Origin of the sequence: Pseudomonas sp. Q11 (genome assembly GCF_024494355.1) — a bacterium.
Classification (GTDB): domain Bacteria; phylum Pseudomonadota; class Gammaproteobacteria; order Pseudomonadales; family Pseudomonadaceae; genus Aquipseudomonas; species Aquipseudomonas hefeiensis.
Genome location: NZ_JAKNQY010000002.1, coordinates 185570 through 203248 on the forward strand (window position 1 = coordinate 185570; position 17679 = coordinate 203248).

16 protein-coding genes are annotated in these 17679 nt (G+C 59.5%); 3 read left to right on the forward strand and 13 right to left on the reverse strand.

Translation table 11 applies throughout. The annotated features are described in order from the left end of the window. Nucleotides 1-353 precede the first annotated feature (353 nt). The 8 genes from MA884_RS02955 to MA884_RS02990 form a co-directional block, all read right to left on the reverse strand. Nucleotides 354-1115 carry a secretin N-terminal domain-containing protein gene (locus MA884_RS02955; RefSeq protein WP_256228942.1) on the reverse strand — a complete coding sequence of 254 codons (762 nt, stop codon included), beginning with the start codon at nucleotides 1113-1115 and terminating at the stop codon, nucleotides 354-356. Nucleotides 1116-1438: 323 nt separating this feature from the next. Next, the gene (locus MA884_RS02960) at nucleotides 1439-1864 is read right to left on the reverse strand and encodes a GNAT family N-acetyltransferase (protein ID WP_256228943.1); all 426 of its coding nucleotides are present in this window, start codon (nucleotides 1862-1864) and stop codon (nucleotides 1439-1441) included. Further along, complete coding sequence (locus MA884_RS02965; RefSeq protein WP_256228944.1) at nucleotides 1857-3023, reverse strand: cupin domain-containing protein; 1167 nt, start codon at nucleotides 3021-3023, stop codon at nucleotides 1857-1859. Before MA884_RS02965 ends, MA884_RS02960 begins: the two co-directional genes overlap by 8 nt. 83 nt (nucleotides 3024-3106) lie before the next feature. Continuing rightward, nucleotides 3107-4477, reverse strand: coding sequence for an adenylosuccinate lyase (gene purB / locus MA884_RS02970; RefSeq protein WP_256228945.1), 1371 nt, complete (start codon nucleotides 4475-4477; stop codon nucleotides 3107-3109). Between the two features lie 295 nt (nucleotides 4478-4772). Beyond that, nucleotides 4773-5396, reverse strand: coding sequence for a high frequency lysogenization protein HflD (hflD, locus tag MA884_RS02975; protein ID WP_047227727.1), 624 nt, complete (start codon nucleotides 5394-5396; stop codon nucleotides 4773-4775). Beyond that, nucleotides 5393-6517 (reverse strand): tRNA 2-thiouridine(34) synthase MnmA, encoded by a 1125-nt coding sequence (gene mnmA, locus MA884_RS02980; RefSeq protein WP_256228946.1) that lies wholly within the window; start codon nucleotides 6515-6517, stop codon nucleotides 5393-5395. Before mnmA ends, hflD begins: the two co-directional genes overlap by 4 nt. Before the next feature lie 59 nt (nucleotides 6518-6576). After that, nucleotides 6577-7023, reverse strand: a complete 447-nt coding sequence (locus tag MA884_RS02985) for an NUDIX hydrolase (protein ID WP_256228947.1) — start codon at nucleotides 7021-7023, stop codon at nucleotides 6577-6579. Between the two features lie 198 nt (nucleotides 7024-7221). Continuing rightward, on the reverse strand, nucleotides 7222-9447 hold the full coding sequence (locus tag MA884_RS02990; RefSeq protein WP_256228948.1) for an NADP-dependent isocitrate dehydrogenase: 2226 nt from the start codon (nucleotides 9445-9447) through the stop codon (nucleotides 7222-7224). 481 nt (nucleotides 9448-9928) lie between these two features. Between MA884_RS02990 and icd the strand changes: the two genes are divergently transcribed. Beyond that, nucleotides 9929-11185 (forward strand): NADP-dependent isocitrate dehydrogenase, encoded by a 1257-nt coding sequence (gene icd / locus MA884_RS02995; RefSeq protein WP_256228949.1) that lies wholly within the window; start codon nucleotides 9929-9931, stop codon nucleotides 11183-11185. Between the two features lie 81 nt (nucleotides 11186-11266). On the opposite strand, the gene MA884_RS03000 is transcribed toward icd, so the two are convergent. Continuing rightward, nucleotides 11267-11539, reverse strand: coding sequence for a cold shock domain-containing protein (locus tag MA884_RS03000; RefSeq protein WP_371134721.1), 273 nt, complete (start codon nucleotides 11537-11539; stop codon nucleotides 11267-11269). Nucleotides 11540-11765: 226 nt separating this feature from the next. Here MA884_RS03000 and clpS point away from each other — a divergent pair, with 226 nt between their 5' ends. Continuing rightward, entirely contained in the window at nucleotides 11766-12128 is a 363-nt protein-coding gene (clpS, locus tag MA884_RS03005; protein ID WP_003180089.1) for an ATP-dependent Clp protease adapter ClpS, read from the forward strand. A gap of 29 nt (nucleotides 12129-12157) precedes the next feature. Further along, entirely contained in the window at nucleotides 12158-14428 is a 2271-nt protein-coding gene (clpA, locus tag MA884_RS03010; RefSeq protein ID WP_047227721.1) for an ATP-dependent Clp protease ATP-binding subunit ClpA, read from the forward strand. 277 nt (nucleotides 14429-14705) lie between these two features. Here clpA and infA read toward each other — a convergent pair whose 3' ends face one another. The 4 genes from infA to trxB all read right to left on the reverse strand — a co-directional run bounded on the left by infA (nucleotide 14706) and on the right by trxB (nucleotide 17500). Beyond that, on the reverse strand, nucleotides 14706-14924 hold the full coding sequence (gene infA / locus MA884_RS03015) for a translation initiation factor IF-1 (protein WP_002553999.1): 219 nt from the start codon (nucleotides 14922-14924) through the stop codon (nucleotides 14706-14708). Nucleotides 14925-15024: 100 nt separating this feature from the next. Further along, a complete protein-coding gene (locus MA884_RS03020; protein ID WP_256228950.1) occupies nucleotides 15025-15732 on the reverse strand; it encodes an arginyltransferase in 708 nt (235 codons plus the stop codon). A gap of 57 nt (nucleotides 15733-15789) precedes the next feature. Next, nucleotides 15790-16470 carry a leucyl/phenylalanyl-tRNA--protein transferase gene (gene aat / locus MA884_RS03025; RefSeq protein ID WP_256228951.1) on the reverse strand — a complete coding sequence of 227 codons (681 nt, stop codon included), beginning with the start codon at nucleotides 16468-16470 and terminating at the stop codon, nucleotides 15790-15792. Nucleotides 16471-16540: 70 nt separating this feature from the next. Then, complete coding sequence (gene trxB / locus MA884_RS03030; protein WP_256228952.1) at nucleotides 16541-17500, reverse strand: thioredoxin-disulfide reductase; 960 nt, start codon at nucleotides 17498-17500, stop codon at nucleotides 16541-16543. Nucleotides 17501-17679 lie beyond the last annotated feature (179 nt).

The following is a 17679-nucleotide window of genomic DNA, read 5'->3' on the forward strand; positions in this document are numbered from 1 at the left end:
ATGGGCTCGAGGGGAAAAGTGAGCAGGTAGAGGCGAACTGCGGGCGCATTCGGGCGTCGTGGGCCTTTATGCGAACTCAGAGTGATGCCGGGTTACCTAGTTACGCTTCCGTCCCTCGGGACAACTTCGTTCCAGTCGCAACCTCGTCAAACACACCTTGTGGGCGGTACAGACACGAATCGGCTCGCAGGGTAGTTGCAAGCGTCGACCCGAAGGCCCTTGCCAGGGCCCCTGATTAGCGGGAGCGAGGCCATCATGCCTTCGGTTTTTTGGCTCGTCAAACGTTTTGTAGTGCTTTTTTTATGGCACTACATCTTTGGTCTAATACGACTCGTCAGTCAGTTTTTGGTGCTTCAGTTCAGGGTATCCACCTTAACCCGCAAAATCATGTCGTCCCGGCCCTGGGTCGAGTAGCTGCGGCTCAGGCCCTGTTTATCGGCCTGTGTCTGGCGATTGACGCCGGCCAGGGTGATCCATTCACCCAGGCGACCGCTGACCGTTGTGTCGGTACTTTGAACGTTCACTACATCGGGACGTTCCTGGCTCATGCGGTCACGGTTGGTACTGATGTTCAGATGAACGGTCTCGCCGGTGACGCTGGCCGTGACATAAAAGCCCTGGGTGACGTTGCGGTATTCGGTCTGGCTTTGCAGGCGGCCGTAGGTATCGGTCTGGGTGCTGGTGAGCGGCACGCTCTGGCCGACCTGAATCAGCGCCGGCTGACCTTCGCTGGCTTGTACCTGCTGCACGCCGCCTTCGCGGCTGGCGGTGCTGCGGTTGATGATGCGGGTCTGGCTGGGAGCGGCGCCGTTGATCGAATAGCCTTGGTCGCCCTGCAAGTTGTTCTCGTTGGTGTCGACCGTGATCAGCAGGCGCTTGGGGGCGGTGTCCAGTTGGCCGAGAAATGCCTTGAGCTCCTCGATTTTCCCGGGCTCGGCGTTGACGATCAGTTGGTTGCCATAGGCGCTGACCTGGCCGTCCTTGCCGATGAAATTCTGCGCCACCGGCAACAGGTCGGCGCTGGTTCGGTAGTTCAGCGGGACGATTTCAGTAGCGGCCATCACCGACAGGCTGCAGGCGAGCAGCAGGGTGGCGAGCAGGGTGCGTAAGGACATGTCCATTTCTCCGCGAGACAAAGGCTTGATATTGCCAGTTTGTCGGCCTGGGGTGGGGCAAGTTGAATGTTAGACGGCAAAACGCCCCGGCATCGAAGGATGGCGGGGCGTTTTTGGGGTGTTGCAGGATGCTTTTGTGGCGAGGGGATTTAGCGAAACGTCGCCCCGCCCCGCTGGGGTAAGCCGCGTAGGAGCTGTCGAGTGAAGCGAGGCTGCGATCTTGTCTCAGACAATTGAGTCTGGAGCGAAAGATCAAGATCAAAAGATCGCAGGCTTCGCCAGCTCCTACACCCAGCGGGGATAAATCACCTCGTCACAGAGGTTCAGGCCGAGTGCCGCACCATGTCCACATGAGGAATCCCGGCTTCCAGGAACTCCTCGCTGACCACGGCAAAACCCAGTCGCTCGTAGAACGGCGTGGCATGCACCTGGGCGCTGAGCATCTGCTGTTTGAGTCCACGCTTCTCGGCTTCGGCGATCAGTGCATGCATCAATGCATCGCCCACCTTCAGGCCCCGCCAGTCCTTGAGCACCGAGACGCGACCGATATGGCCGTCAGTCAGCAGGCGGGCGGTGCCGATGGGGAAGTCGCCTTCGAAGGCCAGAAAGTGCACCGCGCCCTGGTCGTCGGCGTCCCATTCCAGCTCGGGCGGGACGGATTGCTCGGCAATGAACACGGTTTCACGAATGCGCCGGATCTCGGCGTTATCCTTTTGCCAGTCTGCGACACGAACGTGGATTCTATTCATCAGCGAACCCCAGGCTGCCTTGTTTGACCAGCTCGCAGATCAGGCCGCGACCGTCTTCGTCGTCCAACCATGGGCCGAGGTTTTCGCTGTGCAGGGCGTCGGCGGCGCAGATCATTTTCAGCAGGTCGCGCAGCTTGCCGGGCAGGTAGCGGCTTTGGCCGCTGGCGAACAGCAGCAGGTCGTCATCGACTTCCGACCAGGCCAGGCGGGCGCTTGGGTTGCGGATGATCACTGCGCCCTGTTCCAGGCCGGCCAGCAAGTCATCTTCTTCCATTTCCGGGCCTACCACCAGTTCCGGGTAGCGAGGCTCGGTCATGAACTGGCCGAACCAGGTCAGCAGCAGGCGCTCGTCGCTCATGTGCTCGGCCAGCAGGCCCTTGAGGCGATCGAGGGCGTCGTGCTGGATTTGATGCGGGTCGGCCACCGGGCGTGCATCGGCGTCGGTGTAGCGTTCTTCATCCGGCAGGAACTGGCTGAGGAAGTCGGTGAAGTGGGTCAGCACTTCGGCAGCGCTCGGCGCACGAAAGCCCACCGAGTAAGTCATGCAGTCATCCACGGCCACGCCGCAGTGGGCCAGGCGCGGCGGCAGGTAGAGCATGTCGCCCGGTTCCAGGGTCCACTCGTCGGTGGCTTCGAAGTCGGCGAGGATGCGCAGGTCAGCGTGTTGCAGCAGCGGGCTCTCGGAGTCGCACATCTGGCCGATTTTCCAGTTGCGCTTGCCATGACCCTGCAGCAGGAACACATCGTAATTGTCGAAATGCGGACCGACGCTGCCACCGGGGGCGGCGAAGCTGATCATCACATCGTCAATGCGCCAGCTCGGCAGGAAGCGGAAGTTCTCCAGCAGTTCATTGACTTCGGGTACGAACTGATCGACAGCCTGTACCAGCAGGGTCCATTCGCGCTCCGGCAGTTTGCTGAATTCATCTTCGGCAAACGGGCCGCGACGCAATTCCCAGGGACGTTCGCCGTGCTCGATGACCAGGCGCGATTCGATTTCTTCTTCCAGGGCCAGGCCGGCCAGTTCGTCGGCATCAATCGGGTTTTGGAAGTCAGGAATCGCCTGACGGATCAGCAGCGGTTTTTTCTGCCAGTAGTCGCGCAGGAACTCCCGTGCCGTGATGCCGCCCAAGAGTTGCAGAGGAATATCAGGATTCATGTGTAACCTATTGAAAAAATATACTTTTCAGACGCGAATGAAAACGCCCGGCGCGGCCGGGCGTCTCAGGGTAAAGCGGTGGATCAGATGCGCTTGGCTTGTGCCGCTGCGTTGCCGATGTAGTTGGCCGGCGTGAGCTTTTTCAGCTCGGCGCGGGCCTCGGCAGGCATGTCCAAGCCATCAATGAAAGTCTGCAGCGCTTCCGGGCTGATGCCCTTGCCACGGGTCAGTTCTTTGAGCTTTTCATACGGGTTTTCGATGTTGTAACGACGCATCACGGTCTGGATCGGCTCGGCCAGGACTTCCCAGCAGGCGTCCAGATCGGCGGCGATCTTCTGCTCGTTCAGTTCCAGCTTGCTGATGCCCTTGAGGCTGGCTTCGTAGGCAATGACGCTATGGGCAAAACCCACGCCCAGGTTACGCAGCACCGTGGAGTCGGTCAGGTCGCGCTGCCAGCGGGAAATCGGCAGCTTGCTCGCCAGATGCTGGAACAAGGCGTTGGCGATGCCCAGGTTGCCTTCGGAGTTTTCGAAGTCAATCGGGTTGACCTTGTGCGGCATGGTCGAGGAACCGATTTCGCCGGCGATGGTGCGCTGCTTGAAATAACCCAGGGAGATGTAGCCCCAGATGTCACGGTCGAAGTCGATCAGGATGGTGTTGAAGCGCGCGATCGCATCGAACAGCTCGGCGATGTAGTCGTGCGGCTCGATCTGGGTGGTGTACGGGTTGAAGCTCAGGCCCAGCTCGTCTTCGATGAAGGCGCGGGCGTTGGCTTCCCAGTCGATGTCCGGGTAGGCCGACAGGTGAGCATTGTAGTTGCCCACGGCACCATTGATCTTGCCCAGCAGTGGCACGGCGGCGACCTGGGCGATCTGGCGCTCCAGACGGTACACCACGTTCGCCAGTTCCTTGCCCAGGGTGGTCGGCGAGGCCGGTTGACCATGGGTGCGCGACAGCATCGGCACGTCGGCGAAGCGGATCGCCAGCTCGCGGATGGCTTGGGCGGTCTGGCGCATCAGCGGCAGCATCACCTCATCACGGCCTTCGCGCAGCATCAGGGCGTGGGACAGGTTGTTGATGTCCTCGCTGGTGCAGGCAAAGTGGATGAATTCGCTGACGTTGGCCAGTTCCGGCAGCTTGGCCGCCTGCTCCTTGAGCAGGTATTCGATGGCTTTGACGTCGTGGTTGGTGGTGCGCTCGATCTCTTTGACGCGCTCGGCGTGCTCCAGCACAAAGTTTTCAGCCAGGGCGTTCAGTACCGCGTTGGCTTGCGCGGAAAACGCCGGGACTTCACTGATGGCAGGGTGAGCGGCCAGGCGCTGGAGCCAGCGCACTTCAACCAGGACGCGGGCACGGATCAGGCCGTACTCGCTGAAAATCGGGCGCAGGGCCTGGGTTTTGCCGGCGTAGCGGCCGTCAACAGGGGAAACCGCAGTGAGCGAAGAAAGCTGCATGGGGTGTTCTCGGACAGTCGGGCAACGAAATGGGGCGCGTATCATACATGAAAACAATCGCCGGTCCGTCGCCAACTGACCGGCGTATTACGCGTAACGGAAACACTATTTATCACCTGTGGCGAGGGAGCTTGCTCCCGCTGGGCTTGTAGGAGCTGCCGAAGGCTGCGATCTTTTGATCTTTCGCCTGAGACTCAAGTGTCTGGGGAAAGATCGCAGCCTCGTTGCACTCGACAGCTCCTACAGTCCAGCGGGAGCAAGCTCCCTCGCCACAAAAAAAACGGGCTGAGGCGACTTATTCGTTGCGCATCAACGGGTAAAGCTCTTTCAGCAATTTGCGTCGGCTGATCACCAATTGCCAGCGATGACCACCCAACTGCCGCCACAGCCGCGCCGAGCGAATCCCGGCCAGCAACAGGGCGCGGATCTTCGAGGCATTACTCGGTTGTTGCAGGTTGCGCATGTCGCCGTGTACCTGGATGCGCTGGCGCAAGGTGCTCAGGGTGTCCTGGTACAGCGCACCGCAAGCGGCGATGACGTTTTCGTGGGCGGGACCGAAGTGTTCGACCTGGGACTGAATCTGCGGCAGGCGATTGCCGATGGTGTCCAGCAGGTCGTCGCGCTTGGCCAACTGACGTTCCAGGCCCAGCATCGACAGGGCGTAGCGCAGCGGCTCGCGTTGCAGAGTGCTGGGGTCGCGCTCCAGGGCGCCGATCAGTGCGCGATAACCCTCGCGCAGGTTCAGGTCATCACCGCCATAGACTTCAAGCGTGTCCTTGGGGTCACGAATCAGCAGGCTGCCGAGCATGCAGCTCAGGCCTGCTTCAGTGGCCTGGCCGGTCTTGGCGATCCGGTCCACCAGCACGGCGGCGAGAAACACGCCGCCCAACGCCGTCAGTTGCTCCTGGGTCGGGCTCATGCCTTGCTGCTCCAGGGCTCTGCGACTTCGATCACGCCGCCGCCCAGGCAGATTTCCCCGTCGTAGAACACCACGGACTGGCCGGGTGTGACTGCTCGTTGTGGGTCGTCGAAGGTGGCACGATAGCCCGTGGCGGTTTTTTCCAGCATGCAGGGTTGATCACTCTGGCGGTAGCGAACCTTGGCCGTCAGGCGGCGCGGTTGGCTGAGGTCGATCGGGTTGACCCAATAGATGTCGGAGGCGAGCAGGGCGCGGGAGAACAGCCACGGATGGTCGTTGCCCTGGCCGACGATCAGCTCGTTGTGCTCCAGGTCTTTGACCAGTACGTACCACGGTTCTTCACCGGCGTCTTTCAGCCCGCCAATGCCCAGGCCCTGGCGCTGGCCTATGGTGTGATACATCAAGCCATGGTGGCGGCCGATGACTTCGCCTTCGGTGGTCTTGATTTCGCCTGGCTGGGCCGGCAGGTACTGCTTGAGGAAATCGCTGAAACGCCGTTCGCCGATGAAGCAGATGCCGGTGGAATCCTTCTTCTTGGCGGTGGCCAGGTCGTGTTTTTCGGCGATCGCGCGCACTTGCGGCTTTTCCAGTTCACCCACCGGGAACAGGGTCTTGGCGATCTGCTCGCCGCCGACGGCGTGCAGGAAGTAGCTCTGGTCCTTGTTCGGGTCCAGGCCCTTGAGCAACTCGGTGCGGCCATCGATATCGCGGCGGCGCACATAGTGGCCGGTGGCAATCAGGTCAGCACCGAGCATCATGGCGTAGTCAAGGAACGCCTTGAACTTGATTTCGCGGTTGCAGAGGATGTCCGGGTTCGGCGTACGACCGGCCTTGTATTCGGCCAGGAAGTGCTCGAACACGTTGTCCCAGTACTCGGCGGCGAAGTTGGCGGTATGCAGTTTGATGCCGATCCTGTCGCACACGGCCTGGGCGTCCGCCAGGTCGTCCATGGCGGTGCAGTATTCAGTTCCGTCGTCTTCTTCCCAGTTCTTCATGAACAGGCCTTCCACCTCATAACCCTGCTCGATCAGCAGAAGGGCGGAAACGGAAGAGTCCACGCCGCCGGACATGCCGACAATGACGTGCTTGTTGGGGGTGTCAGAAGGGGCTGGATCACGCATAGCAGTTCAATGAGTGTCTTGAAAAAGGACGCGATTCTATCAGGCCCGGACGCGCAAGGCTAAAGAGAAGGACGGATCAGTGTCAGGCTGTGGCAATGACCGGTCAGATAATCGTCGATGCAGCGGATGATCAGCTCGCTGCGCCAGTGCTCACGTTGTTCGAGCAACTCGTTGCGGGTCAGCCACTTGGCGCCCAGGATGCCATCGTCCAGTTGATAGTCGGGGCGGTGGTTCAAGGCCTTTGCGGCGAAGCAAACCCGTTGGTAGGTCACGCCATTGCTGGGGGCGGTGTACAGGTAAATGCCCACCACGCTGGTGGGCTCGACGTCCCAGCCGGTTTCTTCCAGGGTTTCGCGCACGGCGGCTTCGATCAGGGTTTCGTCCGGGTCCAGGTGCCCGGCGGGCTGGTTGAGCACCGCTCGTCCGCCCTTGGATTCTTCCACCATCAGGAAACGGCCATGGTCTTCGACGATGGTGGCGACGGTGATGTGGGGTTGCCAGTCCATGAAGTCTCCTCAATTCAAAGGTTGAACACGGTCAAATGTGGGAGCGAGCCTGCTCGCGATAGCGGTATGTCAGTCAGTATCAGTATTGAATGTTATACCGCTATCGCGAGCAAGCCCGCTCCCACAAAGGGAAATGCGTTGTGTCTGAAAGCACAAACCCCGGCACCAGGCCGGGGTTTGTGGTGTTCCCTTACAACCTTACACCAGCGCAGCAATCGCCGCGTTGAAGGTGTTGCTTGGGCGCATGGCCTTGCTGGTCAGCTCCGGGTTGGCGAAGTAGTAACCGCCGATGTCCACCGGTTTGCCTTGGACGGCATTGAGCTCGGCAACGATTTTTTCTTCGTTGTCGGTCAGTGTCTTGGCCAGGGAAGCGAACTGGCCCTTGAGGGCTGCGTCGTCGTTTTGAGCGGCCAGTGCCTGGGCCCAGAACAGGGTCAGGTAGAAGTGGCTGCCACGGTTGTCGATGCCGCCGACCTTGCGCGAAGGTGACTTGTTGCGGTCCAGGAACTCACCGGTAGCCTGGTCCAGAGTCTTGGCCAGCACCAGGGCTTTTGGGTTGTTGTAGGTCACGCCCAGGTGCTCGAGGGACGCGGCCAAGGCCAGGAACTCGCCCAGGGAATCCCAGCGCAGGAAGTTCTCTTCCAGCAACTGCTGCACGTGCTTGGGGGCCGAGCCGCCAGCGCCGGTTTCGAACAGGCCACCGCCGTTCATCAGCGGCACGATCGACAGCATCTTGGCGCTGGTGCCCAGTTCCATGATCGGGAACAGGTCGGTCAGGTAGTCGCGCAATACGTTGCCGGTCACCGAAATGGTGTCCTTGCCTTCGCGGGTGCGGGCCAGGGTGAACTTCATCGCGTCGACAGGCGACATGATGCGGATGTCCAGGCCGGCAGTGTCGTAGTCCTTCAGGTAGGTCTGGACTTTCTCGATCACCACGCCGTCATGGGCGCGCATCGGGTCCAGCCAGAAGATCGCCGGGGTGTTGCTGGCGCGGGCACGGTTGACGGCCAGTTTGACCCAGTCCTGGATCGGCGCGTCCTTGGTCTGGCACATGCGGAAGATATCGCCCGCCTCGACCTTCTGCTCCAGCAGGGTGCGACCGGTGTTGTCCGAAACACGGACCACACCGTCGGCCTTGATCTGGAAGGTCTTGTCGTGGGAACCGTACTCTTCGGCTTTCTTGGCCATCAGGCCGACGTTCGGCACGCTGCCCATGGTGGTCGGATCGAAAGCACCGTGTTGCTTGCAGTCTTCGATCACCGCCTGGTAGATGGTGGCGTAGCAGCGATCCGGGATCACGGCCTTGGTGTCGTGCAACTGGCCGTCGGTGCCCCACATCTTGCCGGAGTCACGGATCATGGCCGGCATCGAGGCGTCGACGATGACGTCGCTCGGCACGTGCAGGTTGGTGATGCCTTTGTCGGAGTTGACCATCGCCAGGGATGGGCGCGCTGCGTAGACCGCCTGGATGTCGGCTTCGATCTGCGCCTGCTGCTCGGCCGGCAGGGCCTTGATGCGGGCGTACAGGTCGCCGATGCCGTTGTTCAGGTTGAAGCCGATCTGCTCCAGCACTTGTGCGTGCTTGGCCAGGGCTTCTTTATAGAACTCGGCAACGATCTGACCGAACATGATCGGGTCGGAGACCTTCATCATGGTGGCCTTGAGGTGGACCGACAGCAGCACGCCTTTTTGCTTGGCGTCTTCGATCTCAGCGGCGATGAAGTTGCGCAGGGCATTTTTGCTCATCACGGCGCAGTCGAGGATCTCACCGGCTTGTACGGTGGTTTTTTCCTTCAGGACAGTGGCGGTGCCGTCCTGGGCGATCAGCTCGATTTTCACACTGCCGGCGGCGTCGATCAGGGCGGCTTTTTCGCTGCCGTAGAAATCGCCGGTGCTCATGTGGGACACGTGGGATTTGGAGTCGGCTGCCCAGGCGCCCATCTTGTGCGGGTGCTTGCGGGCGTAGTTCTTGACCGACAGCGGTGCGCGACGGTCGGAGTTGCCTTCACGCAGAACCGGGTTCACGGCGCTGCCCTTGACCTTGTCGTAGCGGGCGCGAGCGTCTTTCTCGGCATCGCTGGTCACGGTTTCCGGGTAGTCCGGCAGTGCATGGCCCTGGGCCTGCAATTCCTTGATCGCGGCCTGCAGTTGCGGCACCGAGGCGCTGATGTTCGGCAGCTTGATGATGTTGGCTTCAGGCGTAACGGCCAGGTCGCCCAGTTCGGCGAGGTGGTCGGCTACGGCTTTGTCACCCAGTTGCTCGGGGAAGCTGGCCAGGATGCGCCCTGCAAGGGAGATATCGCGGGTTTCCACGGCGATATCGGCCGAAGCGGTAAAGGCTTCGACGATCGGCAGCAGCGAATAGGTGGCGAGGGCGGGCGCTTCGTCGGTGAAGGTGTAGATGATCTTCGAGCGGGTGGGCATATTCGGATTAACTCTCTTCTTTGCTAAAGCATGCGCAGAAACTCGAGGGGCGCCGGGTAAGCGCGTTCGTTCAAAGTCATCCGTGAGCCGAATGTCGAGGTTTCTTCGCGGTGATGTTGGGTGCATCAGTCGAGCGTCAAGCGGTCGGGCCGCGGTAACGGTCCGGCTTTCAACGGGCCGAAAGTCTTGTGATAGAGCCATCGGCCGTCGTGACCCTGTGGTCAGCGGCGGCATTATACATAGGTAGCTGGCGATCTGCCGATGGTTCATAGACTTCCGTACACGTCCATTGGTCTAAACGTCGCAGTGCCGAAGGCGCAGGCTATGCTCACGTTTGGCGCTTTTCCCTTGGTTTTCAGGGTTGTACAGCGCGAACTGCACCGCTTTTCCCCGGATGAGCCTAACGTAGGGTTTGCGCGCCGATTCAACTGGGGTACGCTCGAACGCAGCCAGATGTTCAATCCAAGCAATGGAGTTCAGCATGGGGTATCAAAAGATTCAGGTTCCAGCCGTCGGTGACAAAATCACCGTCAATGCAGACCATTCTCTTAATGTTCCCGACAACCCGATCATCCCCTTCATTGAAGGCGACGGCATTGGCGTCGATATCAGTCCGGTCATGATCAAGGTTGTGGACGCTGCGGTTCAGAAGGCCTATGGCGGTAAGCGCAAGATTTCCTGGATGGAAGTCTATGCCGGTGAAAAAGCCACCCAGGTTTACGATCAGGACACCTGGCTGCCCCAGGAAACCCTGGACGCGGTCAAGGACTACGTGGTTTCCATCAAGGGCCCGCTGACCACGCCGGTCGGGGGTGGTATTCGTTCGCTGAACGTGGCCCTGCGTCAGCAGCTCGATTTGTACGTGTGTTTGCGTCCGGTGCGCTGGTTCGAAGGCGTGCCGAGCCCGGTCAAAAAGCCTGGCGACGTGGACATGACGATCTTCCGTGAGAACTCCGAAGATATTTACGCTGGCATCGAGTGGAAGGCCGGTTCGGCCGAAGCCACCAAGGTCATCAAGTTCCTGAAAGAAGAAATGGGCGTGACCAAGATCCGTTTCGACGAGAACTGCGGCATCGGGGTCAAGCCGGTTTCCAAGCAGGGCACCCAGCGTCTGGCCCGTAAGGCCTTGCAATATGTGGTCGACAACGACCGCGATTCGCTGACCATCGTGCACAAAGGCAACATCATGAAGTTCACCGAAGGTGCCTTCAAGGAGTGGGCCTACGAAGTGGCCGCCGAGGAGTTCGGTGCGACCCTGCTCGACGGCGGGCCGTGGATGCAATTCAAGAACCCGAAAACCGGCAAGAATGTCATCGTCAAGGATGCCATCGCCGATGCCATGCTCCAGCAGATCCTGCTGCGCCCGGCCGAATACGACGTGATCGCGACCCTGAACCTCAATGGTGACTACCTCTCCGACGCCCTGGCAGCGGAAGTGGGCGGTATCGGTATCGCGCCAGGCGCCAACCTGTCTGACACCGTGGCGATGTTCGAAGCCACCCACGGTACCGCGCCCAAGTATGCAGGCAAGGACCAGGTCAACCCGGGTTCGCTGATCCTGTCCGCGGAAATGATGCTGCGTCACATGGGGTGGACCGAAGCGGCCGACCTGATCATCAAGGGCACCAACGGCGCGATTTCGGCCAAGACCGTGACCTATGATTTCGAACGCTTGATGGAGGGCGCCAAGCTGATGTCTTCCTCGGGCTTCGGCGATGCAATGATCTCGCACATGTAAGCGGATCGGTGTTCGGCAGGGATGCCTGGCTCGAGTGATCGAGCCGGGCATTTTATTATTTGTCGGGGCGGCGGCTGCCGATCAATGGACTTCAGTGGTCATGACATTGACGGGGGTGGCGCAAGGGGTGGCTTCGATGGTGTCCGGCGTGATATTGACCGCATGCAGGCCCTTGGGGCCCTGGATGACATTGAATGTTACAGGTTGCCCGGCTTTCAAGGTTTTATAGCCTTCCATGCAGATCGCCGTGTAATGGGCGAAAAGGTCTTCATCCCTGCCGTTTGCAATAATGAAACCGTAGCCCTTGGCGTTATTGAACCATTTGACTTTGCCACTCATCTTGACGACCGACATAGGTCATATCCCTCTGCAACACACTCCATCAGTGGAGTATCATCCAGTCCATCCGCAGTCTAATCTTGAAAACAGGATCGATTCCACGGACCTTTTTAACCCACGATGGGCTCTATTGGTTGTAACACCGTTTTCCCGATAGTCAAGGTGGCCGGGTGGTCGTGGTTGAAATCGCCCACAAGCGCCCCCATCACTGTATTCGCCAACTAAACGAACCTTTCTTTCCATGCATGCAGTCAGCCAGATTCGACTAACATTCAATCAGGATCGCCCGGATCTACACGACGACGATTCCGCAGGCATTGCTGTTCAGGAAGCAAAGCCTGCATTACAGGCGCCACCGATGTACAAGGTGGTTTTGTTCAACGATGACTACACACCGATGGATTTCGTCGTCGAAGTGCTCGAGGTGTTTTTTAACCTGAATCGCGAGCTGGCGACCAAGGTCATGCTGGCCGTCCATACAGAGGGACGGGCAGTATGTGGAGTGTTTACCCGCGACATCGCCGAGACGAAGGCCATGCAGGTCAACCAGTACGCCCGGGAAAGCCAGCATCCGCTACTCTGTGAAATCGAGAAGGACGGTTAACGCCGACCACTTGGGTATGAGGTGAAGCTATGTTAAACCGCGAGCTCGAAGTCACCCTCAATCTTGCCTTCAAGGAGGCTCGTTCGAAGCGTCATGAATTCATGACCGTCGAGCACCTGCTGCTGGCCCTATTGGATAACGAGGCTGCCGCCACCGTTTTGCGTGCCTGCGGCGCAAACCTCGATAAACTCAAGCATGACCTGCAGGAGTTCATCGACTCCACCACGCCATTGATCCCCGTTCATGACGAGGATCGCGAAACCCAGCCAACCCTGGGCTTCCAGCGTGTCCTGCAGCGTGCTGTCTTTCATGTACAGAGCTCGGGTAAGCGTGAAGTGACCGGCGCCAACGTGCTGGTTGCCATCTTCAGCGAACAGGAAAGCCAGGCGGTTTTCCTGCTCAAGCAGCAGAGTGTTGCGCGCATCGATGTCGTCAATTACATCGCCCATGGCATCTCCAAGGTGCCTGGGCACGGCGATCACTCCGAAGGTGAGCAGGATATGCAGGATGACGAGGGCGGTGAGTCTTCTTCTTCAGGCAATCCGCTGGACGCCTATGCCAGCAATCTGAATGAACTGGCGCGCCAGGGACGGATCGATCCACTGGTCGGACGCGAGGCGGAAGTCGAGCGGGTCGCCCAGATCCTGGCCCGGCGCCGCAAGAACAACCCGCTGCTGGTGGGCGAGGCGGGCGTGGGCAAGACGGCGATTGCCGAAGGTCTGGCCAAACGCATCGTCGACAACCAGGTGCCGGATCTGCTCGCCAACAGTGTGGTGTATTCCCTCGATCTGGGGGCCTTGCTGGCTGGCACCAAATACCGCGGTGATTTCGAGAAGCGCTTCAAGGCGTTGCTGGGCGAGCTGAAAAAGCGTCCGCAAGCAATCCTGTTCATCGACGAAATCCACACCATCATCGGTGCGGGTGCCGCGTCCGGTGGCGTCATGGATGCCTCGAACCTGCTCAAGCCGCTGCTGTCCTCGGGTGATATCCGTTGCATTGGCTCGACCACGTTCCAGGAGTTTCGCGGGATTTTCGAGAAGGACCGTGCCTTGGCCCGGCGTTTCCAGAAAGTCGACGTGTCGGAGCCTTCGGTGGAAGACACCATCGGTATCCTGCGCGGCCTGAAGGGGCGTTTCGAACTGCATCACAATATCGAATACAGCGATGAAGCCCTGCGCGCCGCCGCTGAACTGGCGTCGCGCTATATCAATGACCGGCACATGCCTGACAAGGCCATTGATGTTATCGACGAAGCTGGAGCCTATCAGCGTCTTCAGCCGGTGGAGAAGCGCGTCAAGCGCATCGAAGTCCCACAGGTCGAGGATATCGTGGCGAAAATCGCGCGGATTCCGCCCAAGCACGTCACCAGCTCCGACAAGGAGTTGCTGCGCAATCTGGAGCGTGACCTGAAACTGACGGTGTTCGGTCAGGATGCGGCCATCGATTCATTGTCGACCGCCATCAAGCTGTCCCGTGCCGGTCTCAAGTCGCCGGACAAACCGGTGGGTTCTTTCCTGTTCGCAGGTCCTACCGGTGTCGGCAAGACCGAGGCTGCACGGCAATTGGCCAAAGCGATGGGCATCGAACTGGTTCGTTTCGATATGTCCGAGTACATGGAGCGCCACACCGTATCGCGTTTGATCGGTGCGCCTCCAGGTTATGTCGGTTTCGACCAGGGCGGTCTGCTGACCGAGGCCATCACCAAGCAGCCACATTGTGTGCTGTTGCTCGATGAAATCGAGAAGGCGCATCCGGAAGTCTTCAACCTGCTCCTGCAGGTCATGGACCACGGTACGCTGACCGATAACAACGGGCGCAAGGCGGACTTCCGCAACGTGATCATCATCATGACCACCAACGCCGGTGCCGAAACCGCGGCTCGCGCTTCGATCGGTTTCACCCATCAGGACCATTCGTCCGATGCGATGGAAGTGATCAAGAAGAGCTTCACGCCTGAATTCCGCAACCGCCTGGATACCATTATCCAGTTTGGTCGCCTCAGCCATGAGGTCATCAAAAGCGTTGTGGACAAGTTCCTTACCGAACTTCAGGCGCAGCTCGAAGACAAGCGTGTGTTGCTGGAGGTCACCGATGCGGCCCGCAGTTGGCTGGCGGCCGGTGGTTACGATGTGACGATGGGCGCACGGCCGATGGCTCGCCTGATCCAGGACAAGATCAAGCGTCCACTGGCAGAGGAGATCCTCTTTGGTGAACTGGCCGAACATGGCGGTGTGGTCCACATCGACATCAAGGACGGCGAGCTGACCTTCGACTTCGAAACCACGGCTGAAATGGCCTGATCGTTACAGGCAAGAAAAGCAAAAGGCGCCCAAAGGCGCCTTTTTGCTGGTTTCAGAAACACGCCGATCTCCTGTGGGAGCGGGCTTGCTCGCGAATGCAGTTGTACATTCAACATCTATGCAAACTGACCCACCGCTTTCGCGAGCAAGCCCGCTCCCACAGTTTGTTTTCGGCAAGGCACAAGATTGGGTTTCACCGCCAATTCCCTGTGGGAGCCAAGCTTGGCTCCCACAAACAAAAACGCCCGGCATCAGCCGGGCGTTTTGTATTGACTTGTTAGCGAGCGCGGTAAGTGATGCGCCCTTTGCTCAAGTCATAGGGCGTCAGCTCGACGCGCACTTTGTCACCGGTAAGAATACGAATGTAGTTCTTGCGCATCTTGCCGGAGATGTGCGCGGTTACGACGTGCCCATTTTCCAACTCCACGCGAAACATGGTGTTGGGCAGGGTGTCGACGACAGTGCCTTCCATTTCGAAGCTGTCTTCTTTCGACATGCAGTAAAGCCCTCGGTATCCAGTGAATGGCCCGGTGCAACTGCGCCAGGCAAAAGCGGCGTGCATTGTGCCCGAAAAAGGGGGTTTAAGCCAAGGGGTTCTAACTGAGGACGACCCATCTCTGGTTAATCAGCAATTCGATGGGGCGATATTGGGTCTTGTAATTCATTTTTTTGCAGTTTTTGATCCAGTAGCCCAGGTAAACCGCCTCCAGCCCCAGTCGCCGGGCTTCGTTGATCTGCCAGAGAATGGCAAAACGCCCCAGGCTGCGCCGTTCTTCGTCGGGCTCATAGAAGGTGTACACCGCCGAAAGTCCATTGGGCAGCAAGTCTGTGACGGCGATGGCCATCAGCCGCCCTTCGAGGCGGAACTCATAGAAACGGGAAAATGGCAGGTCGCGGACCAGAAAGGTCGAAAACTGATCACGGCTGGGCGGGTACATGTCGCCGTCGGCGTGGCGCTGCTCGATATAGCGCTGGTACAGGTCGAAGTACTCCTCGCTGAACTGCGGCTTGGCCGGCCGAACCTGAAGATCGGCGTTGCGCTTGAAAATACGCTTCTGCTGGCGATTGGGTACAAATTGAGCCACGGGAATGCGCGCCGGAACGCACGCATTGCACTGTTGGCAATGGGGCCGGTAGAGATGATCGCCACTGCGACGGAAGCCCATCTCCGACAGATCTGCGTAGACATGCACATCCATGGGCTGGCTAGGGTCGAGGAACAGCGTCGTGGCCTGCTCCTCGGGCAGGTAACTGCAAGAGTGGGGTTGAGTGGCATAAAACTTCAAACGCGCCAACTCGGTCATGATCAACCCTCGGGAGTAAGCTTTGGATTAAGTGTAAGCCAGGAGCGCCATTGTCGCTCAGCAAACCCAGGTTGCGTGGCTGGGCTGGTCCAGATACGCCTTGAGATAACCGGCAAACTCAGCCCTGGGGATCGATCGGGCGCCCAAGCTGTGCAGGTGTTCGGTGGGCATTTGGCAGTCGATCAGCACAAAACCGGCCTCTTTGAGATGTTGGACCAGGGTCGCGAAGCCGAATTTCGATGCGTTGTCGGCCCGACTGAACATGGACTCGCCAAAAAACAGCTGCCCCATGGCCAGGCCATACAGTCCGCCCACCAGCATGCCCTGGTCCCAGACTTCCACTGAGTGGGCAAAACCACGTCGATGCAGCTCTAGATAGGCGGTTTGCATGGCCTCGGTAATCCAGGTGCCGTCAGCGTATTCCCGGGGCGCGGCGCAGGCCTCGATGACCGCGGTAAAGTCTTTGTCGAACGTCACGGCATAGCGCTGCCTGCGCAAAAGCTTGCCCAGGCTGCGCGATACATGCAGTTCGTCGGGAAACAGTACGGTGCGTGGGTCCGGTGACCACCATAAAATCGGCTGGCCTTCGGAAAACCATGGGAAGCAGCCGTGGCGATAGGCCTGGATCAGCCGATCCGCGGACAGGTCGCCACCGGCGGCCAGCAAGCCGTTGGGATCGCGCAAGGCTTTGGCCAGTGGCGGAAAATCAAACGTGTTGCGTTGTAACCAGGTCAGCATGGTCATCCGGGCGTGCAGAAGGGGAGGGCGGCTCTCGCTGACAGGCGAGAGCTCGCCTAGAGGTTAACCGTCAAAGGACCGGAATGTCATCGAGATACTTCTCTGCGTCGAGTGCGGCCATGCAACCGGCGCCGGCCGACGTAATGGCCTGTCGATACACGTGATCGGCCACGTCGCCCGCCGCGAACACGCCTTCGATATCGGTTGCAGTGGCGTTACCCTCGCTACCGCCGCGCACGATCAGGTAGCCGTCGCGCATTGTCAGTTGGCCCTGGAACAGCTCGGTGTTGGGTTGATGGCCGATAGCGATAAAAACGCCGGCCAGGGACAAGGTGCTGGTCTGGCCGGTCTCACTCTGGCGCAGACGCGCGCCGGTCACGCCGCTGGCGTCGCCCAGCACTTCATCCAGATTCTGGTTCCAGTGCAGTTTCACATTGCCGTTGCGGGCTTTTTCGAAGAGCTTGTCCTGCAGTATTTTCTCCGCGCGCAGTTTGTCCCGGCGGTGAATCAGATGTACCTCACTGGCGATGTTGGACAGGTACAAAGCCTCCTCAACCGCCGTATTGCCGCCGCCGACCACCGCCACTACTTGATTGCGGTAAAAGAATCCGTCGCAGGTCGCGCAGGCGGAAACGCCTCTGCCGGCGAAGGTCTGCTCCGATGCAAGGCCCAGGTATTGGGCCGATGCCCCGGTAGCGATGATCAGTGCGTCGCAGGTGTAGGTGCCGCTGTCGCCGATGAGTTCGAAAGGGCGCTGTTGCAACTTGGCGGTGTGGATATGGTCGTAGACGATCTGCGTGTCGAAGCGCTCGGCGTGCCGTTGCATACGCTCCATCAGCACCGGACCGGTCAAGCCTTCGACATCGCCGGGCCAGTTGTCGACTTCGACGGTGGTGGTGAGTTGACCACCTGCCTGCAGGCCGGTAATGACAACGGGTTTGAGGTTGGCCCGGGCGGCATACACCGCGGCGCTGTATCCCGCGGGGCCGGAGCCGAGAATGATCAGGCGTGAATGCTTCACTTCGCTCATAAAAAACACCTCATAAGCCTTTGTCACAAAAGAGAATGCATGCTCCAATTGGCGCCAGTACATATTGTTTTTGGCTATGCTGTAGCCAATGCGCCGGCAATGCCTTGAGGCCGACAAACCCGTACAATGCTTGAGTTTTGAACGCAGGAGAGGCAAAAGATCAAAATCTTCGGCAACAC